The organism is Streptomyces sp. NPDC127114, assembly GCF_042677525.1.
Classification (GTDB): Bacteria; Actinomycetota; Actinomycetes; order Streptomycetales; family Streptomycetaceae; genus Streptomyces.
Map to the genome: position 1 here is coordinate 382,957 of NZ_JBHXTJ010000001.1, position 22,324 is coordinate 405,280.

21 protein-coding genes and 1 pseudogene are annotated in these 22,324 nt (G+C 72.3%); 8 read left to right on the top strand and 14 right to left on the bottom strand.

All coding sequences use genetic code 11. The annotated features are described in order from the left end of the window. Position 1: 1 nt before the first annotated feature. Positions 2-415: a PaaI family thioesterase gene (locus tag ACFVGS_RS01710; RefSeq protein WP_384421569.1), complete on the top strand. Its 414-nt coding sequence runs from the start codon at positions 2-4 to the stop codon at positions 413-415. A 228-nt stretch (positions 416-643) separates the two neighbouring features. Then, positions 644-1,042, top strand: a complete 399-nt coding sequence (locus ACFVGS_RS01715) for a hypothetical protein (protein WP_385689522.1) — start codon at positions 644-646, stop codon at positions 1,040-1,042. 16 nt (positions 1,043-1,058) lie between these two features. On the opposite strand, the gene ACFVGS_RS01720 is transcribed toward ACFVGS_RS01715, so the two are convergent. The 4 genes from ACFVGS_RS01720 to ACFVGS_RS01735 form a co-directional block, all read right to left on the bottom strand. Beyond that, positions 1,059-1,805, bottom strand: a complete 747-nt coding sequence (locus ACFVGS_RS01720; protein ID WP_384421571.1) for a LytR/AlgR family response regulator transcription factor — start codon at positions 1,803-1,805, stop codon at positions 1,059-1,061. Positions 1,806-1,815: 10 nt separating this feature from the next. Next, the gene (locus ACFVGS_RS01725) at positions 1,816-2,688 is read right to left on the bottom strand and encodes an Fpg/Nei family DNA glycosylase (protein WP_385689303.1); all 873 of its coding nucleotides are present in this window, start codon (positions 2,686-2,688) and stop codon (positions 1,816-1,818) included. A gap of 127 nt (positions 2,689-2,815) precedes the next feature. Next, positions 2,816-4,855 carry a SpoIIE family protein phosphatase gene (locus ACFVGS_RS01730; RefSeq protein ID WP_384421627.1) on the bottom strand — a complete coding sequence of 680 codons (2,040 nt, stop codon included), beginning with the start codon at positions 4,853-4,855 and terminating at the stop codon, positions 2,816-2,818. A gap of 211 nt (positions 4,856-5,066) precedes the next feature. Then, entirely contained in the window at positions 5,067-6,245 is a 1,179-nt protein-coding gene (locus ACFVGS_RS01735; RefSeq protein ID WP_385689306.1) for a DUF6777 domain-containing protein, read from the bottom strand. Positions 6,246-6,437: 192 nt separating this feature from the next. Here ACFVGS_RS01735 and ACFVGS_RS01740 point away from each other — a divergent pair. The 4 genes and pseudogenes from ACFVGS_RS01740 to ACFVGS_RS01755 form a co-directional block, all read left to right on the top strand. After that, a pseudogene (locus ACFVGS_RS01740) lies at positions 6,438-7,250 on the top strand (YndJ family protein); the annotation flags it as partial. A gap of 164 nt (positions 7,251-7,414) precedes the next feature. Continuing rightward, entirely contained in the window at positions 7,415-7,978 is a 564-nt protein-coding gene (locus ACFVGS_RS01745) for a DUF1990 family protein (protein ID WP_384421576.1), read from the top strand. Positions 7,979-8,038: 60 nt separating this feature from the next. Then, positions 8,039-8,206: a hypothetical protein gene (locus ACFVGS_RS01750; protein WP_384421577.1), complete on the top strand. Its 168-nt coding sequence runs from the start codon at positions 8,039-8,041 to the stop codon at positions 8,204-8,206. A gap of 30 nt (positions 8,207-8,236) precedes the next feature. Next, on the top strand, positions 8,237-9,670 hold the full coding sequence (locus ACFVGS_RS01755; RefSeq protein ID WP_385689309.1) for a lipase maturation factor family protein: 1,434 nt from the start codon (positions 8,237-8,239) through the stop codon (positions 9,668-9,670). A gap of 64 nt (positions 9,671-9,734) precedes the next feature. Here the strand turns inward: ACFVGS_RS01755 and ACFVGS_RS01760 are convergent, their stop codons facing one another. From ACFVGS_RS01760 to ACFVGS_RS01770, 3 genes are all read right to left on the bottom strand, one after another. Beyond that, positions 9,735-9,905 carry a hypothetical protein gene (locus ACFVGS_RS01760; protein WP_384421581.1) on the bottom strand — a complete coding sequence of 57 codons (171 nt, stop codon included), beginning with the start codon at positions 9,903-9,905 and terminating at the stop codon, positions 9,735-9,737. A 396-nt stretch (positions 9,906-10,301) separates the two neighbouring features. After that, positions 10,302-11,786: an SDR family NAD(P)-dependent oxidoreductase gene (locus ACFVGS_RS01765; protein ID WP_384421582.1), complete on the bottom strand. Its 1,485-nt coding sequence runs from the start codon at positions 11,784-11,786 to the stop codon at positions 10,302-10,304. 64 nt (positions 11,787-11,850) lie between these two features. After that, complete coding sequence (locus tag ACFVGS_RS01770) at positions 11,851-12,576, bottom strand: (2Fe-2S)-binding protein (RefSeq protein ID WP_385689313.1); 726 nt, start codon at positions 12,574-12,576, stop codon at positions 11,851-11,853. A gap of 273 nt (positions 12,577-12,849) precedes the next feature. Here ACFVGS_RS01770 and ACFVGS_RS01775 point away from each other — a divergent pair, with 273 nt between their 5' ends. Beyond that, positions 12,850-13,896 (top strand): DMT family transporter, encoded by a 1,047-nt coding sequence (locus ACFVGS_RS01775; RefSeq protein ID WP_385689316.1) that lies wholly within the window; start codon positions 12,850-12,852, stop codon positions 13,894-13,896. On the opposite strand, the gene ACFVGS_RS01780 is transcribed toward ACFVGS_RS01775, so the two are convergent. From ACFVGS_RS01780 to panD, 3 genes are all read right to left on the bottom strand, one after another. After that, positions 13,777-15,162: a peptidoglycan DD-metalloendopeptidase family protein gene (locus ACFVGS_RS01780; RefSeq protein ID WP_385689318.1), complete on the bottom strand. Its 1,386-nt coding sequence runs from the start codon at positions 15,160-15,162 to the stop codon at positions 13,777-13,779. The two genes, ACFVGS_RS01775 and ACFVGS_RS01780, sit on opposite strands and share 120 nt — an antisense overlap. Before the next feature lie 133 nt (positions 15,163-15,295). Further along, complete coding sequence (locus ACFVGS_RS01785; RefSeq protein ID WP_384421590.1) at positions 15,296-15,451, bottom strand: hypothetical protein; 156 nt, start codon at positions 15,449-15,451, stop codon at positions 15,296-15,298. Positions 15,452-15,599: 148 nt separating this feature from the next. After that, positions 15,600-16,025, bottom strand: coding sequence for an aspartate 1-decarboxylase (panD, locus tag ACFVGS_RS01790; RefSeq protein ID WP_384421592.1), 426 nt, complete (start codon positions 16,023-16,025; stop codon positions 15,600-15,602). 646 nt (positions 16,026-16,671) lie between these two features. Here panD and ACFVGS_RS01795 point away from each other — a divergent pair. Beyond that, positions 16,672-17,805, top strand: a complete 1,134-nt coding sequence (locus ACFVGS_RS01795; RefSeq protein ID WP_385689321.1) for an SAVED domain-containing protein — start codon at positions 16,672-16,674, stop codon at positions 17,803-17,805. A gap of 204 nt (positions 17,806-18,009) precedes the next feature. On the opposite strand, the gene ACFVGS_RS01800 is transcribed toward ACFVGS_RS01795, so the two are convergent. The 4 genes from ACFVGS_RS01800 to ACFVGS_RS01815 all read right to left on the bottom strand — a co-directional run bounded on the left by ACFVGS_RS01800 (position 18,010) and on the right by ACFVGS_RS01815 (position 22,227). Further along, positions 18,010-19,749 carry a ThiF family adenylyltransferase gene (locus ACFVGS_RS01800; RefSeq protein ID WP_385689324.1) on the bottom strand — a complete coding sequence of 580 codons (1,740 nt, stop codon included), beginning with the start codon at positions 19,747-19,749 and terminating at the stop codon, positions 18,010-18,012. Next, a complete protein-coding gene (locus ACFVGS_RS01805; RefSeq protein WP_385689326.1) occupies positions 19,746-20,750 on the bottom strand; it encodes a cyclic GMP-AMP synthase DncV-like nucleotidyltransferase in 1,005 nt (334 codons plus the stop codon). The genes ACFVGS_RS01800 and ACFVGS_RS01805 overlap by 4 nt, the downstream gene beginning before the upstream one ends. A 654-nt stretch (positions 20,751-21,404) precedes the next feature. After that, on the bottom strand, positions 21,405-21,923 hold the full coding sequence (locus ACFVGS_RS01810) for an ImmA/IrrE family metallo-endopeptidase (RefSeq protein ID WP_385689329.1): 519 nt from the start codon (positions 21,921-21,923) through the stop codon (positions 21,405-21,407). Then, positions 21,910-22,227, bottom strand: coding sequence for a helix-turn-helix domain-containing protein (locus ACFVGS_RS01815; protein WP_376361267.1), 318 nt, complete (start codon positions 22,225-22,227; stop codon positions 21,910-21,912). Before ACFVGS_RS01815 ends, ACFVGS_RS01810 begins: the two co-directional genes overlap by 14 nt. Between the last annotated feature and the right edge of the window lie 97 nt (positions 22,228-22,324).

The window sequence follows — 22,324 nt, forward strand, 5'->3', positions numbered from 1 at the left end:
CGTGACGCTGACTCTCACCGCCGCCGAAAAGGTCCTCACCGACAACTTCGCCCCCTGGGTGCTCGACCTGGGCCTCTCCGTGGCCTCCGTCGACGGCCACGAGGCCGTCCTCAGGCTCCCCTGGTCCGACCGGCTCGCCCGGGAGGGCGGAGGTCTCTCCGGCCAGGCACTGATGGCCGCCGCCGACACCGCCACCGTGATCGCGGTGGCCGCCGCCCGCGGCGGCTTCGTCCCGATGACGACCGTCCAGCAGTCGATCAGCTTCCAGCGGCCGGTGCTCGGCGCGGACGTCCTCGTCCGGGCGCGGCTCACCAAGGCGGGCAGGCGGATGGCCTTCGCGGACATCACCATGACGGCCGAGGGCACCGAGGAGCCGGCCGCGCACGCGACGGCGGTCTACGCGCTCCTCGGCTGAGCCGCTCGCGCCCCGCGGCTTCACCTTCGTCACAGCGCTCCCACCAGCACCGATGTGGCGAAGAAACGTATCCGAAAGCAGCCGGGCCAGTTGAGCGAACTGGCCCCGCGCGCGCCCTTCTCGGAGGAGGCTCGTCACCGGGGCCTCGTCCAGGACGTCCGGGAGAAGGTGGGATCGGTGCTGCCCGAAAGCACGAACGGAGCCGGTGGGGGCGGTCTCGCCGTCCCGATGGACTGGCTGTGCGCGGAGTACGTCGCCGACGACGTGATGCGCACCGGCGGACTCGTCGCACCCGGGTCGCTGGAGTTCCGGGCCGGGGTGCGGACCCTCGCCCTCACGGTGCTGCTCGACGGCCGCGGCCCGGACGGCTGGCTGCGCCGCACGGCGCACGACCACCCCTGGTCCTCGTGGGTCGCCGCCCGCCTCGCGACGGCCGGCTCCGGCACCCCGGCGCCCGACCTGGCCCTGGCCCGGGACACCTGGCGCCGGCTGCGGGCCACCGAGCTGCGCGCCGCCGATCTCGCCGGGATCGCCGGGGCCCGTACCGTCGACGAGGACCGTCAGGTCTGGCTGCCCGCCTGGCGGTTGGGCACGGCTCTGAGCCATCTCGCGCTCCACCTGTGCTGACGGCCGCCGCCGCGGCTCAGCCGCGGGCGCGGCGCATCAGCAGGTCCCGCAGCTGGCGCGCGTGGCGCCGCGAGACCGCGAGGACCGCGTCGCCGACCCGGACCGAGGTGGCTCCGCCGTCGAGGCGGAGCTCGTCGATGCGGCCGAGGGCGACCAGATGGCTGCGGTGGATGCGGACGAAGCCGCGGTCGGCCCAGCGCTCCTCCAGGACGGACAGCGGGATACGGACGAGATGGCTGCCCTGGCCGGTGTGGAGGCGGGCGTAGTCGCCGTGCGCCTCCACGTACGCGATGTCGTCGACGGGCACGAAGCGGGTGACACCGCCGAGTTCGACGGGGATCTGCTCGGGAAGCGGCTGCGCGGGCACGTGCGCGTGCACGAGGTCGTGGGCCCGGCGTACGGCCTCGGCGAGGCGTTCGCGGCGCACGGGCTTGAGCACGTAGTCGACGGCCTCCAGGTCGAAGGCCTGGACCGCGAAGCCCTCGTGGGCGGTGACGAAGACGATCAGCGGCGGGCGGGCGAACCCGGCGAGCAGCCGGGCCAGGTCGAGTCCGCCGAGCCCGGGCATGTGGATGTCGAGGAAGACCACGTCGATGCCCTCGTCGCCGTCCGCTCCCGCCTCCACGGCGCGCCCGATCCTGCGCAGCGCCTCGGTGGCGTCGCCCGCCCCCTCGGCGGTGCGCACGCGCGGGTCGGCGCGCAGCAGGTAGAGCAGTTCGCCGAGGGCCGGCGCCTCGTCGTCGACGGCCAGTACGCGCAGCATGCGCGGGAGTCTATTTCAGGAGTTTCGACATGCGGCGGTCGGCGAGCGGCTTGCCGCCGGTCTGGCAGGTGGGGCAGTACTGGAGCGAGGAGTCGCTGAAGGAGACGCTGCGGACGGTGTCGCCGCACACCGGGCACGGCTCGCCCTCGCGCCCGTGGACCCGCAGCCCGCTCTTCTTCTCGGCCTTGAGCCTGCCCGCGGCGAGCCCGTGGGAGCGCTCGACCGCCTCGCCGAGGGTGGTGCGCATCGCCTTGTACAGGACGGCGGTCTCCTCGGGAGTGAGGTTCTGGGTGGGTTTGAAGGGCGACATCCTGGCGGCGTGCAGGATCTCGTCGCTGTACGCGTTCCCGATGCCGGCGATCAGGCCCTGGTCGCGCAGGGCGCCCTTGATCTGGCGCCGTTCGCCGGACAGCAGGGCGGTGAAGGCGGCCAGGTCGAAGTCCTCGGCGAGCGGGTCCGGTCCGAGGCGGGCCACGCCGGCCACCTCCGCGGGGTCGGGGACGACGTACACGGCGAGGCGTTTGGTGGTCCCGGCCTCGGTGAGGTCGAAGCCGTCGCCTCCCGTGAGCGCGGTCCGCAGCGCGAGCGGCCCCTTGCCGGGCTTCGGGAATCCGGAGGGCAGCACGTCCTTCCACTGCAGCCAGCCGGCCCGGGCGAGATGGGTGACCAGGTGCAGTTCGCCCGCCGGGCCTTCGGTGGCGATGTCGAGGAACTTCCCGTGGCGGGCGACGCCCGTGACCCGGGCGCCGTCGAGGGCGCTCGGCGGCGGGTCGTACGTCTTGAGCACGCTGACGGCGACGGGCAGCACGTGGGCGATCTCCTTGCCCACGAGGTGCTCGTCCAGGAACGCGCGGAGGGCTTCGACCTCGGGCAGCTCGGGCATGTCCCCACCCTGCCGTACGGGCGGGGGACGCGCCCGCCGGATCGGGTAGCGGCCCGGACGGATCGCGGCCCGGGCCGACCGTGCCGACGGTCCGGACGCTCCGGCGGGCCGGACGGGCCGCCACGGGTCAGAGCGGCCCGGGCCAGTCCCCCTTCAGGTCCGTGCTCCAGTCGGCCGTCCACTCCGCGGGCCGCTCGGTCACGAACTCGCACCAGACGCACTTGCCGCCGCCGCGCGGCTCCACGCCCCACAGGTCCGAGATCCGGTCCACCAGGAGCAGTCCGCGGCCGGAGACCCCGGACTCGCCCGCCTCCCGGCGGCGCGGCAGGGCGCTGGAGCGGTCCTCGACCTCGACGCGCAGGCGGCGCTCGGGTCCGGCCAGCATCCGCAGGGTCACGATCGCGCCGCCGTCGGTGTGCATCAGGGCGTTGGTGGTCAGCTCGTCGGCGACCAGCTCGATCTCGTCGGAGCGCTCGCCCGCGCCCCAGGCGCGCACGGCGGCGCGGATCATGTGACGGGCGGAGCGGAGCGCCTCGGGGTCGTTCTGGCCCACGTGCTGCTGGAGCCGGCCGCCGGTCTGCGGCGGGTGGGCGCCCGCGCGGCGCAGCAGCAGGACGGCGACGTCGTCCTCGCCGCCGCGTTCGTCGACGACCTCGCACAAGTGGTCGGCGAGCTGGTCGAGGTCCCGCGGGCCCCGCTTGACCAGGGAGGTCAGCCACTGCAGGCCCTCGTCGAGGTCGGCGCCCGGCTTCTCGACCAGGCCGTCGGTGTAGAGCAGCAGGGTCCGGCCCGGGTCGAGCTCGACGGCCGTGACCGGGTAGTCGAGCCGGCCGAACTCGGCGGACAGGCCCAGCGGGAGGCCGCCCTCGACGGGCAGCCGGCGTGCGCTGCCGTCCTGGTCCTGGATCATCGGGTCGACGTGGCCGGCACGCACGATCTGGACGAGCCCGGTGGCCGGGTCGGCCTCGGCGTAGGTGCAGGTGGCGAAGCGGTCGGTGTCGAGCTCGTGGAGGAAGACGGAGGCGCGGGCCATCACGGTGGCGGGCGTGTGGCCCTCGGCGGCGTAGGCGCGCAGCACGATGCGCAGCTGCCCCATGACGGCGGCGGCGTGGGTGTCGTGGCCCTGGACGTCGCCGATGACGGCGCCGACCCGGCCGCCGGGGAGCGGGATGATGTCGTACCAGTCGCCGCCGATGTCGCGGCCGAGCCGTGCGGAGCGGTAGCGGACGGCGATCTGGGCGCCGGGCACGTCGGGGATGCGGCGGGGCAGCATCGCCTGCTGGAGGCCTTCGGCGAGGTCGTGCTCCTGCTCGTACAGCATGGCGCGCTGGAGGCTCTGGGCGATGGAGCTGCCGAGGGCGACGAGCAGGTTGCGCTCGTCGGCGCTGAAGCCGGTGCGGTCGCTGTAGAGCAGGCCGAGGGCGCCGATCGGGCGGGCCTGGGCGATGAGCGGGAGGTAGGCCGCGGAGGTGATGCCGAGCCCGCTGATGTGGGGCCACAGGACCGGGTAGGAGGCGGCGAAGTCCTCCGGGGACTCGATGAAGCGGGGCCGCAGGGTGCGGATCACCTCGCTCATCGGGTACGGCTCGTCCACCCGGGTGAACCGGGTGCCGGGCACGAAGGCGCCGTCGGGTCCCTCGGCCACGAGGTGGATGCGTCCGGATTCCAGGAGACCCATGACGAGGCTGGCGGCGCCGAAGTGCTCCAGGCCCTGCGAGTCGTTGAGCAGGTCGATGATGTCCTGCACGGTACGGGCGTGGGCGAGGGCGGCCGTCATGCCCTCGACGACGCTGGTGCGCCGACGGCGGCCCTCGTCGAGGCCGAGGCGCGCGGCGGATTCGGAGAGCTCCTCGGAGGCGTCCCGGACGATGCCGATGATGCGGACCGGGCGGCCGTCCGGGTCGCGCCGGACGACGCCCTGGGTGTGGGTCCAGCGCTGGACGCCGGCGCGGGTGCGGATGCGGAAGTAGGCGCCGTAGCGCTCGCTGCCGTCCTTGAGCGCCTGGGCGACCAGCGCGTCGAGCCGGCGGCCCTCGTCGGGCAGGACGCGGGAGCCGAGGGTGGCGGGGTCGCCGTCGTACTCGGCGGGGTCCATGTCGAAGACGTTCAGGGCGCCCTCGTCCATGACCATCCGGCCGCTGACCAGGTCCCAGTCGAAGCCGCCCATGCGGAATTCCTGGCCGAACTCATGGAGGAAGCAGCAGTCCTGCCCGGCCGGTCCCGCCGTGCAGCGGCACCGCTCGGCCGCCTCCCCGCCCCCTCTGCCCGCTGTCATGGGGCCACGCTAGGCGCAGCACCGCCCGTGTGCACGGCGAAGATCGGCACAGATTCGCAACAGCGTTCGCCCCGACGGGCGACGGGGCGCAACGCGGGGGCGGTCAGCCCTCGAAGGTCTCGGGCTGCTCGGGCACGGTCTCGGCCGGGAACGGGTCCTCGAAGGAGGGCGGCGGCTCCGGTGCGGGCTGCTCGCCCGGTCCGTTGGGCAGGGCCGGGACGTCCGGCTCCACGGGCGCGTCCGGGACGGGGACGGTCGTGTCGCCGTCGGGTGCCGGCGGGGTGACGGGTTCCTCGTGCGGAGCGGGTTCCCTGGGCGCGGCCGGGGTGTGCGGCGGGGGCGGGACGGAGGGACCGGTGGGGCGGCCGGGGCTCGTCGGCGTGGCGGCGGGCGGGTCGGCCGGGGCCGTGCCGTCCGGCAGCGGTGCGGGTGGGTCGGCGACGAGGTCGCAGGAGGCCGGGGCGCAGGGCGGCAGGACGTCGGGCCTGCGGTCCTGGTCGCCGTCGCTGCCGGTCCGTCGCTCGAGCCAGGTGTTGTCGGCGGCGCTGGCGATCACCAGGCTCGTGACGACGGTGCTGGTGGGCGTGATGACGACGACGCGGTCCGGGCGGTAGCCGGCCCAGGGCTCGCCGGTGTGCCGGGCGTTCTCGGCGGCGGCCGGGGAGCGCAGCGGGTTGCCGCAGGCGCAGCGGACCCGGGGTGTGCCGTACGGGTCGACGAGGACCGCGGTGCCTGCCTGAAGCACGGACTGGAAGGCGGTGGGGCGGCCGTCCTGGTAGCCGTGGCTGGTGACCCGGGTGTCGGCGCGCAGCAGCACGGGCGTGAGGCCGCGCAGCCAGCCGGCCAGGTTGGTCTCGGGGATGCCGGCGGACTCGGCGAAGGCGCGGGCCTTGGCGGGGTCGGCGGTGAGGTAGCCGGCCTGCTGCTCGACGTTGCAGCTGGCGACGGCGCGGGTGCCGCCGTAGAGGCCGGGCGTCGCGCCGGTGAGGGCGTGGCCGGCGGGCGCCGGGTCGGTGACGCCGGTGACGGGCGGCGCGTCCTCCTGTACGGGGGCGCCTTCCTGCGCCGTGGACGGCGTGAAGGGCGCGGGGCCCTGGGAGCCGGCGGGCTGGAGCAGCACTTCACGGGCGGGCGAGGCGGCGGTCTGTTCGGCACCGGGTTCGCCGGGGCCGCCGGTGGAGCAGCCGGCGAGCAGCACGGCCGAGGCGAGTGCGGCGAGTGCGCACGCGACGGGCCCCGAGGGCATCCGTCGCGAGGGCCGTCGTCTGGATGCGTCGCGCACTGGGTCTCCCACCTGTCGCCCCGGGGTCGTTCCTTCATGTCTGCCGCAGGCCTCGGAGGGCTGCAATCCAGGCGCGTCCATCCGGCGGCGCGCACGCGCACCTCGCCACTTGAACACGTTCAAGGAAGGCTCTACGCTCACCCATGAAGCGTTGAACATGTTCAACGCCCTGATTCAGGGGGTGGCGGAGCCGTGTCCGTGCTCGTCGGACTGATCGTGATGCTGGGCATGCTGGTCGTCGTGCCCGCCGGGCTCCGGCTCGTCGACGGACCGCAGCCGGGCACGCTGCGGCTGCTGCGCCGCGCCTGGCCCCTGTTCGCGGTACCGGGCGCGGTCTCGCTCTGGCTGCCGCGCTCCCCGCTCGCCGTCGCCCTGGCCGGCTGCTACGCCCTCGCCACCCTGGCGCTCGCGCTGCACGCCCCGGTCCGGCTCGCCCTCACCCGGTCCCTCGCGCCCGCCGAGGTCGCGGTGCTCACCGCACTGGCCACCCCGTCCGTCGCGGGACTCGCCCTGGTCGCCGAGCGCGCCGGACACGAGCTGTTCGGCTTCGAGCTCGGCATCCTGGCCCTGACCGTGCCGCACTTCCACTTCGCGGGCTTCGCCGCCGCCCTGGTCGCCGGACTGGTCTGCCGTACGGCCGAGAGCCGGGCCACCCGCTTCGCCGCGCTCAGCGTCCCGCTCGGCACCCTGCTGGTGCTCGTCGGCTACTTCGTCGACGACTGGGCCGAGCTCGCCGGAGCCCTCGTCCTCACCGCCGGGATGTGGTCCGTCGCCCTCGCCGTCTGGCGCGAGCCGCGCACCACGGCGCCCGACCGGGTCACCCGCGCCCTGCTCGGCACCTCGGCCGCCGTCCTGGTCGCCACCATGCTGCTCGCGCTGAGCTGGGCGCTCGGCGAGGCCACCGGCATCCCGCATCCGAGCCTGACCTGGATGGCCGCCACCCACGGTCTCGGCAACGCCCTCGGCTTCGCCCTGTGCTCGCTGCTCGCCTGGCACCGGCTGCGGGCCCGCGCCGCCGCCTCACCGGCCGCGGCCGCACCGGCCCTCGACCCGCCCGACGACGGCTCGTCCCCCGACCCCGCTCCTCCCACCGCGGCCTCCACCGTCACCCCCGTCACCGCCGCTCCCACCGTCACCACCTTCACCGACCACCGAACGGAGCTCCCGGCATGACCCGTCTTGTCCGCAGCCTCTCGGACTCCCGCGCACGCACCTCGGGCCCGGCCACCGGACCGAACTACCCGGAGGTCGGCGCCACCCGCACCGGACCGCTGCCGGCCGGATACCACCACCTGCACCACACCGTCCGGATAGGCACCGGCCGGGCCGCCTTCGAGGCCGCGGGCGCCGCCGTCACCACCTGGGCCATGCACCGCGCCACGGGTGCGCGGGTGGACAGCGCCGCCGAGCGCGCCGAGCCCGGCGTGACCCTCGAGGTGTCCCTGGGCCTCGGCCCCGTCCGGTTCACCGCGCCCTGCCAGGTGATCTGGACGACGTACACCGGGACGGAGACCGGTTTCGCGTACGGCACCCGCGGCGGCCACCCCGAGTGCGGCGAGGAGTCCTTCGTCGTCGACCTGCACGACGACGGCTCGGTGTGGTTCACGGTCACCGCGTTCAGCCGCGCCGCCGTCTGGTACACCCGGCTCGGCGGGCCCGTCGTCCGGGCCCTTCAGCACGCCTACGCCCGCCGCCTGGGCCGCCGCCTCACGGGTCTCGTCGCGGGCCGATGAGAGTTACGCTCCTTCTGTACTCACCCCGCACGCATCCGTGCGCCCTCGAAGGAGGCGGCCATGAGCAGCCCGTACGACGAGTACACCAACCCCTCGCAGGCCGAGGGCGAGCGCCTCGACGAGGACATGGACGCCCAGCAGAAGGCACATGTCCACCCCCAGGTCACCCGCACCACGCCGTCCCAGGCGGAGGGCGAGCGGACGGCCGAGGACGACGGCAAGAGCTGACGACCACGACGGCCCGTTCCACCGGACCCGATGGAGTGGTTCACCGCACCTGACTACTGGCTGAGCCGGATCGTCTTCCAGCGGGGGCTCGCCGGGCTCTACCTCGTCGCGTTCCTCGCGGCCGCCCTGCAGTTCCGGGCGCTCATCGGCGCCCGCGGCATGCTGCCGGTGCCCGACTTCGTACGGGCCGTGCCGGCCCGGCGCGCACCCAGCCTGTTCCAGTGGCGCTACTCCGACCGGCTCTTCGCCTCCGTCGCCTGGGGTGGTGCCGCGCTCGCCCTCGCGATGGCCGCCGGCGCCGGCGACGCGGTGCCGCTGCCGGTGTCGATGCTGCTGTGGCTGCTGCTGTGGGCGGCGTACCTGTCGATCGTGAACGTGGGGCAGACCTGGTACTCCTTCGGCTGGGAGTCGCTGCTCCTGGAGACCGGATTCCTCGCCGTGCTGCTCGGCAACGACGACACCGGACCGCCGGTCCTCGTCCTGTTCCTGCTGCGCTGGCTGCTCTTCCGCGTCGAGTTCGGCGCGGGGCTCATCAAGATCCGCGGCGACCGGTGCTGGCGGGACCTCACCTGCCTCCACCACCACCACGAGACCCAGCCCATGCCCGGCCCGCTCAGCTGGTTCTTCCACCACCTGCCGGGGCCGCTGCACAAGGTCGAGTGCGCCGCCAACCACGTCGTCCAGCTCGGCGTGCCCGTCCTGCTCTTCACCCCGCAGCCGGTGGCCACGATCGCCGCGGGTCTGATGATCGTCACCCAGCTGTGGCTCGTGCTGTCCGGGAACTTCGCCTGGCTGAACTGGATCACCATCGTCCTCGCGCTGTCCGCCGTGGACGGCTCGCTCCTCGTCGGCGACGACCACCCGCAGCCCGAGGCACCGCTCTGGTACGTGGTCGTCGTGTGCGCCGCCACCGCCCTGATCCTCTTCCTCAGCCGGGGCCCTGTCCGCAACCTGCTCTCCCGGCACCAGGCGATGAACCGCTCCTTCGACCCGCTGCACCTGGTCAACACCTACGGCGCCTTCGGCACGGTCGGCCGGGTGCGGGACGAGATCGTCGTCGAGGGCACCGACGAGCCGGACCCGCACCCGGGCACCGTGTGGCGCGAGTACGGCTTCAAGGGCAAGCCGGGCGACCCGTGGCGGCTGCCGCGTCAGTTCGCCCCCTACCACCTGCGGCTCGACTGGCTGATGTGGTTCGCGGCGCTCTCCCCCGGCTACGCCCGCGACTGGTTCGGCCCCTTCGTCGAACGGCTCCTCGAAGGGGACCGGGACACGCTGCGGCTGCTGCGGCACAACCCCTTCCCGGACGCGCCTCCCACGCACGTGCGGGCCCGGCTCTACCGCTACCGCTTCACGACCTGGGCGGAACTCCGTACGACCGGCGCGTGGTGGCACCGCACGCTGGTGCGCGAGTACATGCCGCCGGTGCGGCTGCGGGCGTCCGCCGGAGGGCGGCGGCGCTGACACGCCCGTGCCCCCGGCCGAAGGGATCGGTCGGGGGCACGGGGCGAAGCGTCGGCCACGACTCTCAGTCGACGCCCTGCAGGATGTGCGGCTCGGCGAGGTCCTCCTCGTATCCGGCGAGTCGGATCGGCGCCGAGCGGGCCCACACTTCGAGGCTGCCCAGCTCTCCGGACCGGCGCGTCCGCTCGGTCGGCTCGGCTGGACGGTCTTCCTGCTTGGTCGGTTCTGGTGTCACCGCGCACTCCTTCGTGTCGCGAGTCATTGGGTTCGGGTCCGATCGGTCGCGGTGGCGCCGTTCTGCGGGCGGGACCGCGGTCTTGGTGTCAGACCTGTCCCCAGGACGGCCGTGAGGGTTCGGTGAAACCCTCGTGGCCGACCGTGGACATCAGACTAACCAGATGAGCGCGCCGGCGCTCTATGGCGCACGAAAGTGTGACGCGATCGGGTGACAGTGGCCTGTTTCCCGAGGTCAACGCGCGATTATCGATCGTTTCGGCAGTCCCGAGGACACCGCCCGAACCGGGCGGCACGGGCCGAACCTGCACCACCGGGAGAACCGGCGGCACCGGCGGTCACTCGACCGCCGGCTGCCCCCGCTGGTCGCCGGCGACCGACCCGCCGGCGACCGTCGTCACCACTTGCCGGGTGCGTAGTCCTTCATGAAGACGCCGTACAGGTCCTCCCCCTGCTCGCCGCGCACGATCGGGTCGTAGACCCGGGCCGCGCCGTCGACGAGGTCGAGCGGGGCGTGGAAGCCCTCCTCGGCGAGCCGCAGCTTGTCGAAGTGCGGACGCTCGTCGGTGATCCACCCGGTGTCCACGGAGGTCATCAGGATGCCGTCGGACTGGAACATCTCCTGCGCGCTGGTCCGCGTCACCATGTTGATCGCGGCCTTGGCGGCGTTGGTGTTGGGGTGTCCGGCGCCCTTGTAGCCGCGCTCGAACACGCCCTCCATCGCGGAGACGTTGACGACGTACGCGCGCCCGCTCTTCGCCTTCGCCGCGGCCTCGGCCATCGAGCCCCGCAGCTTGCTGATGAGGATGAACGGCGCCGTGTAGTTGCACAGCTGGGTCTCGAGCAGCTCCACCGGGGAGATCTGCTCGATGGTCTGCACCCAGGTGTTGCTCTCGACGACGTCCGGCACGAGGCCGCCGGCGTCGATGGCGGTGCCGTCGAGGTGGCGGGCCACGCTCGCGTTGCCCGCGACCAGGGCGAGGTCGGCGACGGCCTGCGCGTCGAGCCCGCTCACGCCGGCCGGCAGGGCGGCCGGGCCGCCGAGCTCGCCGACGGCGCCGGAGTTGAAGGCACCGATGACGTGGTGGGCGGGCAGCTCGCCGACGGGCAGCGGCGCGTTCTCGCCCTCGACCAGCGCGGCGTACGCGGAGGGCAGCCGGCGCACGGTCTGCGTGGCGTTGTTGACCAGGATGTCCAGCGGTCCGGCCTCGGCGACCTGGTCCGCGAGGGCCACGGCCTGGGCCGGGTCGCGCAGGTCGATGCCGACGACCTCCAGGCGGTGCATCCAGTCCGCGGAGTCCTCCATCGCCGTGAAGCGGCGGATGGCGTCCTTCGGGAAGCGCGTGGTGATCGTGGTGTGCGCACCGTCGCGGAGCAGCCGCAGCGCGATGTACATGCCGATCTTGGCGCGGCCGCCGGTGAGGAGGGCGCGCTTGCCGGTGAGGTCGGCGCGGGCGTCGCGGCGGGACCGGTTCAGGGCGGCGCAGGGCTGGCAGAGCTGGTGGTAAAAGTAGTCGACCTCGACGTAGCGCGTCTTGCAGGTGTAGCAGGAGCGCGGGCGCTGGAGTATGCCGGCGATCTTCCCGGCCTCGGTGACCGAGGAGGGCAGGATGCCCTCCGTCTCGTCGTCGATGCGCTGCGCGGAACCGGTCGCGGTGGCCTCGGTGACGGCCTTGTCGTGGGCGGTCTTCGCGGCGCGGCGCTCCTGGCGTCGGCGCTGCTTCACGGTCCGGTAGATGCCGGCCGTGGCGCGGCGGACGGCGATGGCGTCGGGGTGGTCGACCTCCAGCTTGTCGAGCTCGTCGAGCACGCTCAGGCAGACGGCCAGGCGCTCGGGGTCGATGCCCGGCCCGTACTCCTGGGTCTCTTCAGTCACCGTCATGGCCTTCGTCGTTCCTCGATCACTCGTGCCGTCGCGGCGGGTTGCCGTTTCCAAAGACGCAACTTTACGGAGCGGGAGGCCGCCGCTCCAAACCCGTACGGGGAGGGTGGTCGAACACACAGTCGCCGCACAGTCCTCCGGAAGGGCAGCGGTAGTAGAGACAGCAGCTGGTGCGGCGCAGCGCCGGGCCCGCGACCGTGCGGGCCAGGTCGGGGTGGTCGAACAGGCCCTGGACGAGCGCGGCGGCGCGTTCGGCGGCCTCGGGGCGGTCGTTCGCCCGGGCCCAGCGGGTCAGCTCGCGCAGCGCCCCGGCGAGGGCGGAGCCCGCGTTGCCCCAGAGCAGCCCACGAGAGATCCGGCCGTCCCGGGCGAAGGCCGCGTGCAGCGGCACGAGATGGGCCTCGTGGACCGCGGCGCGCAGCTCGGCGACGGTGGCGGGGCGCGTGCCGGAGCCGGCCCACCACAGGTCGTCGGGCGAGGTCAGCGCGCCGTCCCAGTGCAGGGCGTCCGGCGTGAGGTCGGGGAAGCGTCCGTACAGGGCGGCCGGGCCGAGCGCGGTGGACCACAGGCGGGCGGCGAGGCCGAGGTGGGCGACGGAGGCGCCGACCCGGCGCTCGGGGGCGCCGAGCCGGACGGCGACCCGGTCGACGCGGGCGCTCAGCGGGGCGTCGTCCTCGCCCGCGTACAGGCGCGCGAGGGGCACGTGGGTGCGGTCCGCCGTCCCGGGCGGGCTGGTGCGCAGGGCGAAGAAGCCGCCGATGCGGGCGCACGCGTCGAGATCAGGTTCCATCCGGTGTCCTCCCCGTCCTTCCTTGGAGGGGACACGGTACGGGCCAATGTGGACCCGGCCCGCGGCGCACTGGCTCGGAATGGGCGCCGCCGAGGGGGCGGCACGCCCGGCGGCCGCCGCTCCCGGGCACCGGAAAGATCCCGTTCCACCCGTCCTGACCTGCGCTGGGTACATCCTGAGGTGTACGAGGGGCCGTCGTACTCCGTCTGCGGTACGCGCGATCGCGTTCCCAGGTACGACGACGGGAACGCCCGGAAGAGAGATCGTGGAGTCATGAGCCCTCTCCTGCTGTCCGTGCTCCTCTCCCTGGTCTCCGCGGTCGCCTACGCCGCCGCGGCGATCGTGCAGGAGCGGGTCGCGGCGTCGGCCGACGGCCCTCGGTACGCGCCGCTGCGCCGCCCGGCGTGGTGGGCCGCCGTTCTCCTCAACGGCCTCGGCGCGGCGCTGCACGTGGCGGCGCTGGCGTACGGCCCGCTGAGCCTGGTCCAGCCGCTGGGCGCGCTCACCATCGTGTTCGCGCTGCCGATGGCGGCGCTGTTCGTGGGGCGCCGGGTGGGCCGTACCGCATGGCGCGGCGCGGTCATGGCGACGGTGGGCCTGGCCGGGCTGCTCAGCCTGACGGACGGCACCGGGGCCCGGGTGCTCTCGGACTCCGACCGGCACCTGCTGGCGGCGGCGACGTTCGGGGCGGTGGCCCTGCTGTTCCTCCTGGCGCGCGTGGTGGGCCGTTCCGTGCTGCGCAGCGTGATCCTGGCGGCGGCGGCCGGGGTGTCCTTCGGCATCGCCTCGGTCTTCACCAAGGCGGTGGCGGAGGAGTGGACGGCGGGCGCGCCGCTGGCGGAGTGGACCAGTCTGCTGATCCTCTCGGCGCTCGCGATCACCGGTCTGCTGCTCTCGCAGGCCTCGTACCGGGGCGCGGGGCTGGCCGCGCCGCTGGCCACGGTCACCGTGGTCAACCCGGTGATAGCCGCGGCCGTCGGCCTCACCCTGTTCGGCGAGTCCTTACGCTACGGGGCGGCCGGCACCGTCGCGGCCCTGATCTGCGGCGCGGTCGCGGCGGGCGGCCTGGTGCAGCTCACCGTGGACCGGCTGACGCGGCCCGAGGACTCGCCGGCGGTGTCATCCGGGGAGCCGGTTTCCGTGCCGGACCGCTCGGACCCGCGGGACCGGCCGGCGCCCTTCGGCCGGTCGGACCGGGACTCAGATCGAGACGCCGCGGGCCCGCAGGTACGCGAGGGGGTCGATGTCGGACCCGTACCCGGGACCCGTGCGCACCTCGAAGTGGAGGTGCGGTCCCGAACTGTTGCCGGTCGATCCTGACCGCGCGATCCGCTGACCCGCGTTGACCCGCTGGCCCTCGCGGACGGTGAGCGCGGAGAGGTGGGCGTACTGGCTGTAGCGGCCGTCCTCGTGCCGGATGACGACCTGGTAACCGTAGGCACCGCCCCAGCCGGCGGAGACGACCCTGCCGTCGGACACGGCCCGTACCGAGGTGCCGGTGGGGACGGGGAAGTCGACGCCCGTGTGGTAGCCGCTGGACCAGGAGGAGCCGGCCTTGCGGTAACGGGTGCCGATGTCGGTGTCGGCGACGGGCGAGGCGTAGCTTTCCCGCTGGGGCGCCGGCTTCGGTGCGGGCTTGGGCGCGGGCTTCTGCGCCGGCCTGGTCACGGGTCTGGCGGCGACCGGCTTGGTGACCGGCTTGGTCACGGGCTTCGGTGCCGGACGCGTGCTCGGCTTCGCGGCGGAGGGCCTCGGGTCGGGCCTGGCCGAGGGCATGGTGGGCGGCGCCGGGGTGGGCGGGGTGACCGGGGTCTTGGCGGTCGGCGGCTCGGGAGCGGCGGGCTTCGTCGCGGGCTTCGGCTTCGCCTGCTGTGGCGGGGCGGCGGGGGCGGTGATGCGGAGGGTGAGGCGCTGGCCGGGGAGGATGAGGTCCGGGTCGTCGCCGACGACGGCGCGGTTGGCTGCGTAGAGCCGGGGCCAGCCGCCCCGGACGTGTTCCTCGCGGGCGATCTTCGACAGGGAGTCGCCGGGCGCGACCGTGTACATCTCGCGGACCGTCGGCACCGTGGTGGGGCTTGCCTGCGTGCCGCCGTCGGCCGGCCGGGTCCGCTGGGCGGGTAACGCGGCCTGCCGGGCCTTCGGGGCCTCGGACAGCGGACGGGTGCGCGCGGTCTGGGGCGTGACGCCCGGCTCCGCGCCGCCGCGCTCGAGACCGGCGCGCGGCGCGCAGCCGGGCCACGCTCCGGGGCCCTGGCCCTTGAGGACGCGTTCGGCGACGGCGATCTGCTGGTCCTTGGAGGCGAGGTCGGCGCGCGGCGCGAAGTGCGTCCCGCCGTACCGCTCCCAGGTGGCCTGGGTGAACTGGAGACCGCCGAAGTAGCCGTTGCCGGTGTTGATCTGCCAATTGGACGAGGACTCGCAGGCCGCGAGCTTCTCCCAGACGTCGAGCGAGGCGGCCTCCACCGTGCCCGCGCCGATCAGCGGCAGGGCCATGCCAGCGCCGCCGGCGGTGAAGGTGAGCGAGGCACGGTTGATCAGGCTCGGCTGGTACCGACGATGTCTTCCGCGTGTTCCGCGCACGGCCATGGGCCCCCCTCGAACGCATCGGCAGTCGCCCACGGTAGGGGCTGGCAACCGTGCGTGACAAGGGCTTCGCGCGGATCCCCCGTCTCCTCCGTCACGTCGCCGGGCGTCTGGCCGTCACCGGGTCAGAACGCGCTCACAGACCCGCGGGTCCCGGCTGCGGCTGCGGCTCGGGCTCCGGCGGCACGGGCGCGGGGTTGGGCGGCGGAACGGGGCTGGGCGGCGGTACGGGCGGAGGCACCGGCGTCGGGGCGGGCGGCGGCAGCGGATCGGGGATGGGCGGCTGGGTCATGACGGACTCCGCAGGCGAGGGGGCACGGGACAGGGACGGAGGAAGCCCGGTCCGGCCGTCCGTCCCGGGTCCAGCGTCCCCCGGTCCGTCTGCCCTCGCGCGCGGTGCCCATTCCTTCGGGTGGCGAGGGAGCCGGCTCCGCCGCGGTTCAGACCTGCGCGGGCACGGCGTGCGGCGGGCGCACCGTGTCGCTGCCGGGCACGGGCGCGGAGGCGTCGCCCCCGAGCTCCACGATGCGGTTGTCACCGTCCACGTGCACCACACGCGGCACGAGCGTGCGCGCCTCGGCGTCCGACACCTGGGCGTAGCTGATGAGGATCACCAGGTCGCCGGGGTGCACCAGGTGGGCCGCCGCGCCGTTGATCCCGATCACGCCGGAGCCGCGCTCGCCCTCGATGACGTACGTCTCCAGGCGCGCGCCGTTGTCGATGTCGACGATGTGCACGAGCTCGCCGGGCAGGAGGTCGGCGGCCTCCATCAGCTCGGCGTCGATGGTGACGGAACCGACGTAGTGCAGGTCGGCCTGGGTCACGGTGGCGCGATGGATCTTGGACTTGAACATGGTGCGCAGCACTTTGGACTCCTGGATGACGGCTCCCTGCCTGCTTTCTGCAGGTCAAAGGCGGTCTTTACTCTACAACCGGCGTGCGCCCGACTCGAAGACTGTGAGGAACATCGCTTCACCCAATAGGGAACGCTCCCAGCCTGCGCTTCCGTGCGAACCAGGCTGTTGCGGCTCGTCGAATACGCCCATACCCGAACACTCTTCGCGGAACGCGCCAGGGACCGATGCTGACGAAACGCTGACTTACCTGACGACATATCAGGAACGTGAGGGCAGGGCCACGAGGTGGTCGGCGTCACGCGATGAGGACCGACACCTCGGGCCACGGTGAAGTCGAGGCGCAGCTGGCGTCCAACCGGCCGCATGACTCGCAGGTGCAGCGGGGGCCGGATATGCAGGCAGCTCTGATGAGGCTTTCAACGACGCCCACTACGGGCGCGCATCGGTCCGCCACGGACACGTCCTCGTGCGGAGCCGCACTTCCAGGGTGCGCCGCGCTTTGTCAAATCCCCCTGATGTCAGGGGAGGTGTCGTCTAGCGTCCGGTCTGTCGCGAAGGGATGGAGGCAGTGCTGATGAGCGGGAGCGGCGGGAAACGGAGCCGTCTTTCATCCAAGACGGTTCTCGCCGTGTGGGTGCGCAGTGGAGGCAGGTGCATGCTGTGCAACGCGTACCTGCTGGAGGGGGCGATGTCGGGCCGGACGCTTCCTTTGGGGGAGGTCGCGCACATCGTCGGTCAGAGCACTGATCCGCGCTCGCCGCGCGGCGGGGATCTGATGGAGAAGGCGTTGCGGGATGAGGCGGACAATCTGATGCTGCTCTGTGCCCAGCAACATATGGAGATCGATGCGAAGGCCGCGCTGGACGTCTTCACCGTCGAGTGGCTGCGCCGTGTGAAGCAGGAGCATGAGGACCGTGTCAGGCACCTGACCGCGCTGGGGCCGGAGAGGGCCACCACGGTGGTGCGGATGGTGGGGTCGGTGCACGGAAATGCCGTCGAGCTGTCGCGGGAGACGGCTGCGGACGCTGTGACGGCAGGCCGCCGGTTTCCTTTGTATCTGGAGTCCTACTCCCGGCACGGTGTGGAGATAGATCTGCGGCACATTCCTGGCGAGCAGGCAGCCGCTGCCTGGGACGCGGAATCTGCTGCCGAGGCCAGCCGTCACTACTATCGGCAGGCGACCAAGGTCATCGATGACGTGGTCCGAAACCGGCTGCGACCAGGGATAGAGCGGGAATCCGTGCAGCATCTGAGCGTGTTCGGATTCGCGCGTCTGCCATTGCTGGTCTTTCTCGGGTCGCTCTTGGACGACACCGTGCCGACGCACATCTACCAACGCCACCGACACGAGCAGTCCTGGGTGTGGTCTGCCGAGAGCGGCCCGGTGACCGAGTTCGCCGCGCATCTGGTGCAGGCCGGGCCAGACCGGGACGAGGCTGTCGTCGTGATGAACATCTCCGGGATCATCGCGCCTTCTGAGGTTCCGCGGGATCTTTCGGCGCTGCGCCGCTACGAGGTCAGCCCGGTGGGCACGCAGGCCGGTCCGGACATACTGCGGTGCCGGGCGTCACTGCAACAGATGGAGGAAACGTTACGGACGCTTCTCGCGCGGCTGGAAAGGGAGGCAAAGTCGCTGCGCCGCCTGCATGTCCTGCCTGCCGTTCCCCTCTCCGCGGCAATCGCCCTAGGCCGTGCTCACCATCCGCAGGTGCACCCGCAGCTCGTGATCTACGAGCGCTTGGCGGGCAGCTACATGCCCACCTTGGAGGTGGGGCAGGTTCCCGGCTGACCTGCGCCCGGCGGCCCGGCGTGTGCGGCGCCGTGGAGCGCCTTCTCATCAGGGCTTGGAGGTGTGTGGCCGCGGCAGGGTATGCCAAGTTCTGCCAGAGCGGAGCTGGGGGTGCGGGTCTCGCCGACGCCCGGCAGCCTCAAGGGCCTGACGGCCCTGCCGGGGATGCAGGACCGCAGGCCCAGAGACGCGGGCAGTGCTCCCCTACTCGCTGTAAGGAATGAAGCGGTGTGCCGGGGCTGTCCCGGTGTGGGGCTGGGCGCACAGGTGGGTCCCGGATACGGGGTGGCGCATCTGGATGCCCAGCAGGGTGATCAGGGTGGCGGTGGTTGCCATCAGGTCGGCGGCGGAGCCGTGGAATGTGGGAGTGGAGCAGCCTCTTGTGGGGCGCAGTTCGTCGTCCGGGGCGGGATCGGCCCACAGTGCGTGGTACGCCTCGAGGTTGGGGGCGCGAAGGACGTGGCGCCCAGCGGTGTGATCGATGGTGGACAAGGGGGTGTGCGTGCCGGGGGCGGCGATGGTAAGGATTCCCAGGCTGGCGGTGAGGCTGTCCGTGGCGAGCTGGGCCAGGACGGCTTTGCGGTGGGGCTGCTGGGCGAGGAGGTCGAGGAAGCGTCCGGCGGTGATGCTGACGGTGGCGTCGATGATGAGATCGGCTTGGTCCGCGGCGGTCAGGAGGGCGGGGTCGGGGGGCGGGCTCGCGATGTCGATGCGGATGTCGTCGCGGATGGTCCGCAGGTGGGAGGCCAGTGCTGTCGCCTTGGTCATGCCGATGTGGTGTTCGGTGTAGTTCTGCCGCACCAGCAGGCCGCCGGTGACACGGCCGGGGTCGCAGAGGGTGAGATGTGAGGCGCCGGCCCGGGCCACCATCTCGGCTGCCCAGGAGCCGATGCCGCCACAGCCCCAGATGTGGATGTGACAGTCCTGGAACGCGCGGACGGGGCGGAGGGTGTCACGGCGGGTGGTGACTTCGGCGCGTTCGTCGGAGAGGTAGCACCATGCGATGGAGGCGTGCGCCAAGTCCTCGGGCAGACTGCCCAGGCGGCTGGGGGTCGCGCGGCGTGCGAGGCGGCGCAGCGTGTCGCCGGCCTGGGGCGGCAGGCGGCCGGCGAGGAGGAAGGGGGACGCGGCGGATGTGGCGGGGTGTCGGACGGCCAGGACGAAGTACTGGGCGGTGCCTTCGGGGTTACGCAGGGCGCTGGCGGCGAGTGCGGTCAGCAGCGCCGGGGATGGGGCGTCGGCCGGTTGCGGGGTGTGGGCAGTGGCGGAGTGCGTGAGGGTGAGGAGTTCGGCCAGAGTGCTGCCCGCGCCCAGGGGCAGCACGTCCGCTGGCAGGATCGGGGTGCGGTGGCTGCGGGAGTCTGCGGGGGCGCTGGTCAGGTCCAGCCGGTCGGTGGTGCGCTGGGTGAGCCATGCCGTGGCCGACCGGTGGGAGACAGGTTCTCGTACGACGACGGTGGGAGTGCCCGGGGTGTGGTGCAGGACCCCGCCAACGGGGTGGTAGAGCGCGGTGGCGGGATCGAACCTGCCGGCTGCGGCGTCGGTGAGCCACTGCCACAGGCGGTTGATGACGGGGGCGATTCCGGCAGCGGGGTCCCATTCGCGGGCCGGGTCAAGGTACAGGCACAGTCGATCACCCTGCAGGACGTGCGGGGTGCCGGCGAACCGAATGTGGGGGGTGCGCACTTGGGGCGGCATCATCGGGGTGGCGGGCAGAGTGAGGAGGAAGTCCTCGCTCTCCTTGAGCTGCAGTCCTCCTGGAGCATGTGGCATGCCACCGGTGCAGACGCTGATGGGGATGGTGACCAGGCCGTCAGTGTCGGTACGGGGGCGGCCGGTGATGCGCAGGTCCGGCTCGTGCGCGGCTGCCAGCGCAGTGAGCTCCTCCAGCAGGCGACGCTGGGAGAGACTGGGGCGGGCTGCGGGCGACTTGTGCTTGGTCATCCCGCACGTCCGGTGCGGGAGGTCGTGGTGATGAGCAGCGGGCTGGCGAACTTGACCACTGTGGGGGTGAGGGAGGCGGCGGCACGCGGCTGGCCGGGGAAGGCGTCGCCGAACAGCTTGCGCCACAGCCGCACGCTGCGGTCGTAGTCCGGCTCGTCGTAGGCTTCGCGGATCTCGCGGGCGTGGGCGTGGATGCGGGCCCGGAAGTAGCTGTAGGTCGTCTGGTCCCAGCGGTGGTCGAAGGTGACGCCCGATCCGGAAGGGTCGGCGATGGAGGGCTTGTAGGGGCGCTCCTGCAGCCATCGGTCGAGGTCCTCGACGATGGTGAGCAAGGTGGTGGGCACGTCGCTGTAGCAGCCGGGGTCCATGAGCTTCTTGATTTCTTCGACGCGTTCGCCGAGCAGGGTTGTAAGGATGACGGAGCGGGTGCCGGTGAAGGAGCCGCGGTGGTTGCGCAGGTACTTCATCAGGCGGATGACCTTGCGCAGGTTGTTGTTGGCGATGCCGTCCTTCTTCTGCATCCAGGCGGTAAACCCGGCCGGGTTGGTCTGCTCCCAGGTGTTGGCGTCGCGGTTGACGATCACCTCGCGGCCATCGGCCAGCTGAAGGTAGGGGACGATGTCGACGTGCATAGAGTTGGCGTAGCTGAGCTGCACGCAGCGGCACTTGCGGGTGTGAGGCATGGCGCCGTAGATGCTGTGACGGTGGAGCGCGGCGTAGACCTTGTCGATGTAGGTCTTGGGGCTGTCGGCCCACTCGGTGTTCTCGGTGAGGTGGAGCATGAAGTCGGCGTCGAACTCGCTGTCGCCGACGGGGTTGATGATGGTGCGCTGCGCCCAGGAGCCCTGAGGCTTCTTGCCTCGGATGAGCGAGCCGAGTTCGGAGTCGGCCTTGAGGGCCTTGTAGATGGCCTCGACGCGTACGTCGAGGAGGGTGAGCTTGGCCTGGCTGAGGTTCACGGTGTTCATGAGGAAGGTGTCGAAGTTCTTGCGGCACTGCATGGCGAGGATTCCTTTCTGCGGCGAGCCGGCAGAGGGCTCAGGGTGACGAAATGGGGTGTGGGGCATGCCGACGGGAGCCGTGACGGAATAGGGCATGAAGGGACCGCGAAGGCATGTGGGCTTGCCCGCGATGGGGCGCGGGGTGCGCACATGGGTGTGCTTGCGCGAGGGGCCTGGTGTGGGCTCGCGGAAGGGGCCGGCCATGCACTGGGCAGAGGGTCGGCCGATGCACAGCATCAGCGGATGGCCTTGGGTGACGGCTGGCCATCGAGGGGAGCCGGTGCGGTCCGGTCGACGATGCCGGCCATCGTGGCCAGGCATGCGTACGCGGTACCGCCCGGGGTGGATTGTTCCGTCAGCCTCACGCCGAGGAGGGGCCACCCGTTATGCACAGAGACCGGTCACTCTCTGCGGTAACAAGTGCACCACACGCAGCGACACTCACGCAAGACGCTTTTTGAAGGTCAGTCTGGCTGACATCACTTCAGTGCGGGCCAGACAGTGGCTGGTTCGGCTCCTCCCCCTCAGCCTTTGGCAAACTGGGGCGGGAGAGGCGAGAGGGGCACGGCTCCCAAGCGGGCGTGGCAGGGCGGAGCCAGGAACGCGCAGCGCGCGGCAGAGGCTCGGGCAGCCGGCGGCCGGGTCCAGGTGGTGTCAGTGAGCGGGGCCGGAGACGATACCGAGGTTCATCAGGCGGTAAGTCATGGCCACCTCACTCAACTGGAAACGCTTGGCCAGGACCCGCACGAGGTCGTCCGTCGTGCGGAAGCTAATGTGCTGTGCCGCCCGGCGGACCATGTCCTCCGGGGCCAGCAGCGCCGCGGCGAATCGGTTGGCGTCGATCTCCTCGCGGTCCGTCGCCATGCTCGAGACCGCGTTGCGGTAGTTCACGCGCACATCGGTGTCCAGAATAAGCGGGCGTCCTTCGTGCAGGCGCAGGTGCCCCAGTTCGTGCGCCACCGTGAAGCGCCGCCGTTCGAAGGAGTGCGCCTGGTTGACACCGATGACGCAGGCTCCGTCCTTGCGGAGGAGCATGCCAGAGACGTCGTCGTCCATGTGCTGCGGGACGACCAGGACGCCGAGGTGTTCGGCCAGGGCGAAGGGGTCGACCGGCGGGGCGTCGATCCCGAATTCCCTCAGCAGCCCGCGGGCCGCAAGGTCAGCCTTCGCCACGGACACCCCTCCTCTTCGAGGCCTGCGCCCACACCGCGGCAACATCGGCGGCATGCCGCGCGGCAAGTCCGGACGCTTCGTCCAAGTGGAGCGAGGGAAGCAGGTCGGCAGGGTCCGCGTTGACCGCTGCGGCAATCAAGGCAAGCCGGTAAAGAGGCGGGGTCTGGGTTCCGGACTCGATGTTCGTGATCGAACCGCGCGTCAGCCCCGCCTGACGCCCTACGTACTCTTGCGTCACCCCGGCCCGTATCCGCGCCTCACGGATCAGCCGGGCAACGGTCTCGTTGAACTCCCGCTCGTCCACATATCCCCCAAGCGCTGCCAGTCTCACTGACAACCTAGTTCCCTGCCCTGCACTCGACCAGCCCTGGGCGGTGACACGCTGACCGGACCGGCCTGCT

Bases quoted from the DNA above. Each gene is read 5' to 3' on its own strand.
- ACFVGS_RS01715 (WP_385689522.1), top strand. From the start codon at position 644: ATGGACTGGCTGTGCGCGGAGTACGTCGCCGACGACGTGATGCGCACC.
- ACFVGS_RS01720 (WP_384421571.1), bottom strand. From the start codon at position 1,805: ATGCTGCGCGTACTGGCCGTCGACGACGAGGCGCCGGCCCTCGGCGAA.
- ACFVGS_RS01725 (WP_385689303.1), bottom strand. From the start codon at position 2,688: ATGCCCGAGCTGCCCGAGGTCGAAGCCCTCCGCGCGTTCCTGGACGAG.
- ACFVGS_RS01730 (WP_384421627.1), bottom strand. From the start codon at position 4,855: ATGGGCGGCTTCGACTGGGACCTGGTCAGCGGCCGGATGGTCATGGAC.
- ACFVGS_RS01745 (WP_384421576.1), top strand. From the start codon at position 7,415: ATGACCCGTCTTGTCCGCAGCCTCTCGGACTCCCGCGCACGCACCTCG.
- ACFVGS_RS01750 (WP_384421577.1), top strand. From the start codon at position 8,039: ATGAGCAGCCCGTACGACGAGTACACCAACCCCTCGCAGGCCGAGGGC.
- ACFVGS_RS01755 (WP_385689309.1), top strand. From the start codon at position 8,237: ATGGAGTGGTTCACCGCACCTGACTACTGGCTGAGCCGGATCGTCTTC.
- ACFVGS_RS01765 (WP_384421582.1), bottom strand. From the start codon at position 11,786: ATGACGGTGACTGAAGAGACCCAGGAGTACGGGCCGGGCATCGACCCC.
- ACFVGS_RS01770 (WP_385689313.1), bottom strand. From the start codon at position 12,576: ATGGAACCTGATCTCGACGCGTGCGCCCGCATCGGCGGCTTCTTCGCC.
- ACFVGS_RS01775 (WP_385689316.1), top strand. From the start codon at position 12,850: ATGAGCCCTCTCCTGCTGTCCGTGCTCCTCTCCCTGGTCTCCGCGGTC.
- ACFVGS_RS01780 (WP_385689318.1), bottom strand. From the start codon at position 15,162: ATGGCCGTGCGCGGAACACGCGGAAGACATCGTCGGTACCAGCCGAGC.
- ACFVGS_RS01785 (WP_384421590.1), bottom strand. From the start codon at position 15,451: ATGACCCAGCCGCCCATCCCCGATCCGCTGCCGCCGCCCGCCCCGACG.
- ACFVGS_RS01795 (WP_385689321.1), top strand. From the start codon at position 16,672: ATGCTGTGCAACGCGTACCTGCTGGAGGGGGCGATGTCGGGCCGGACG.
- ACFVGS_RS01800 (WP_385689324.1), bottom strand. From the start codon at position 19,749: ATGACCAAGCACAAGTCGCCCGCAGCCCGCCCCAGTCTCTCCCAGCGT.
- ACFVGS_RS01805 (WP_385689326.1), bottom strand. From the start codon at position 20,750: ATGCAGTGCCGCAAGAACTTCGACACCTTCCTCATGAACACCGTGAAC.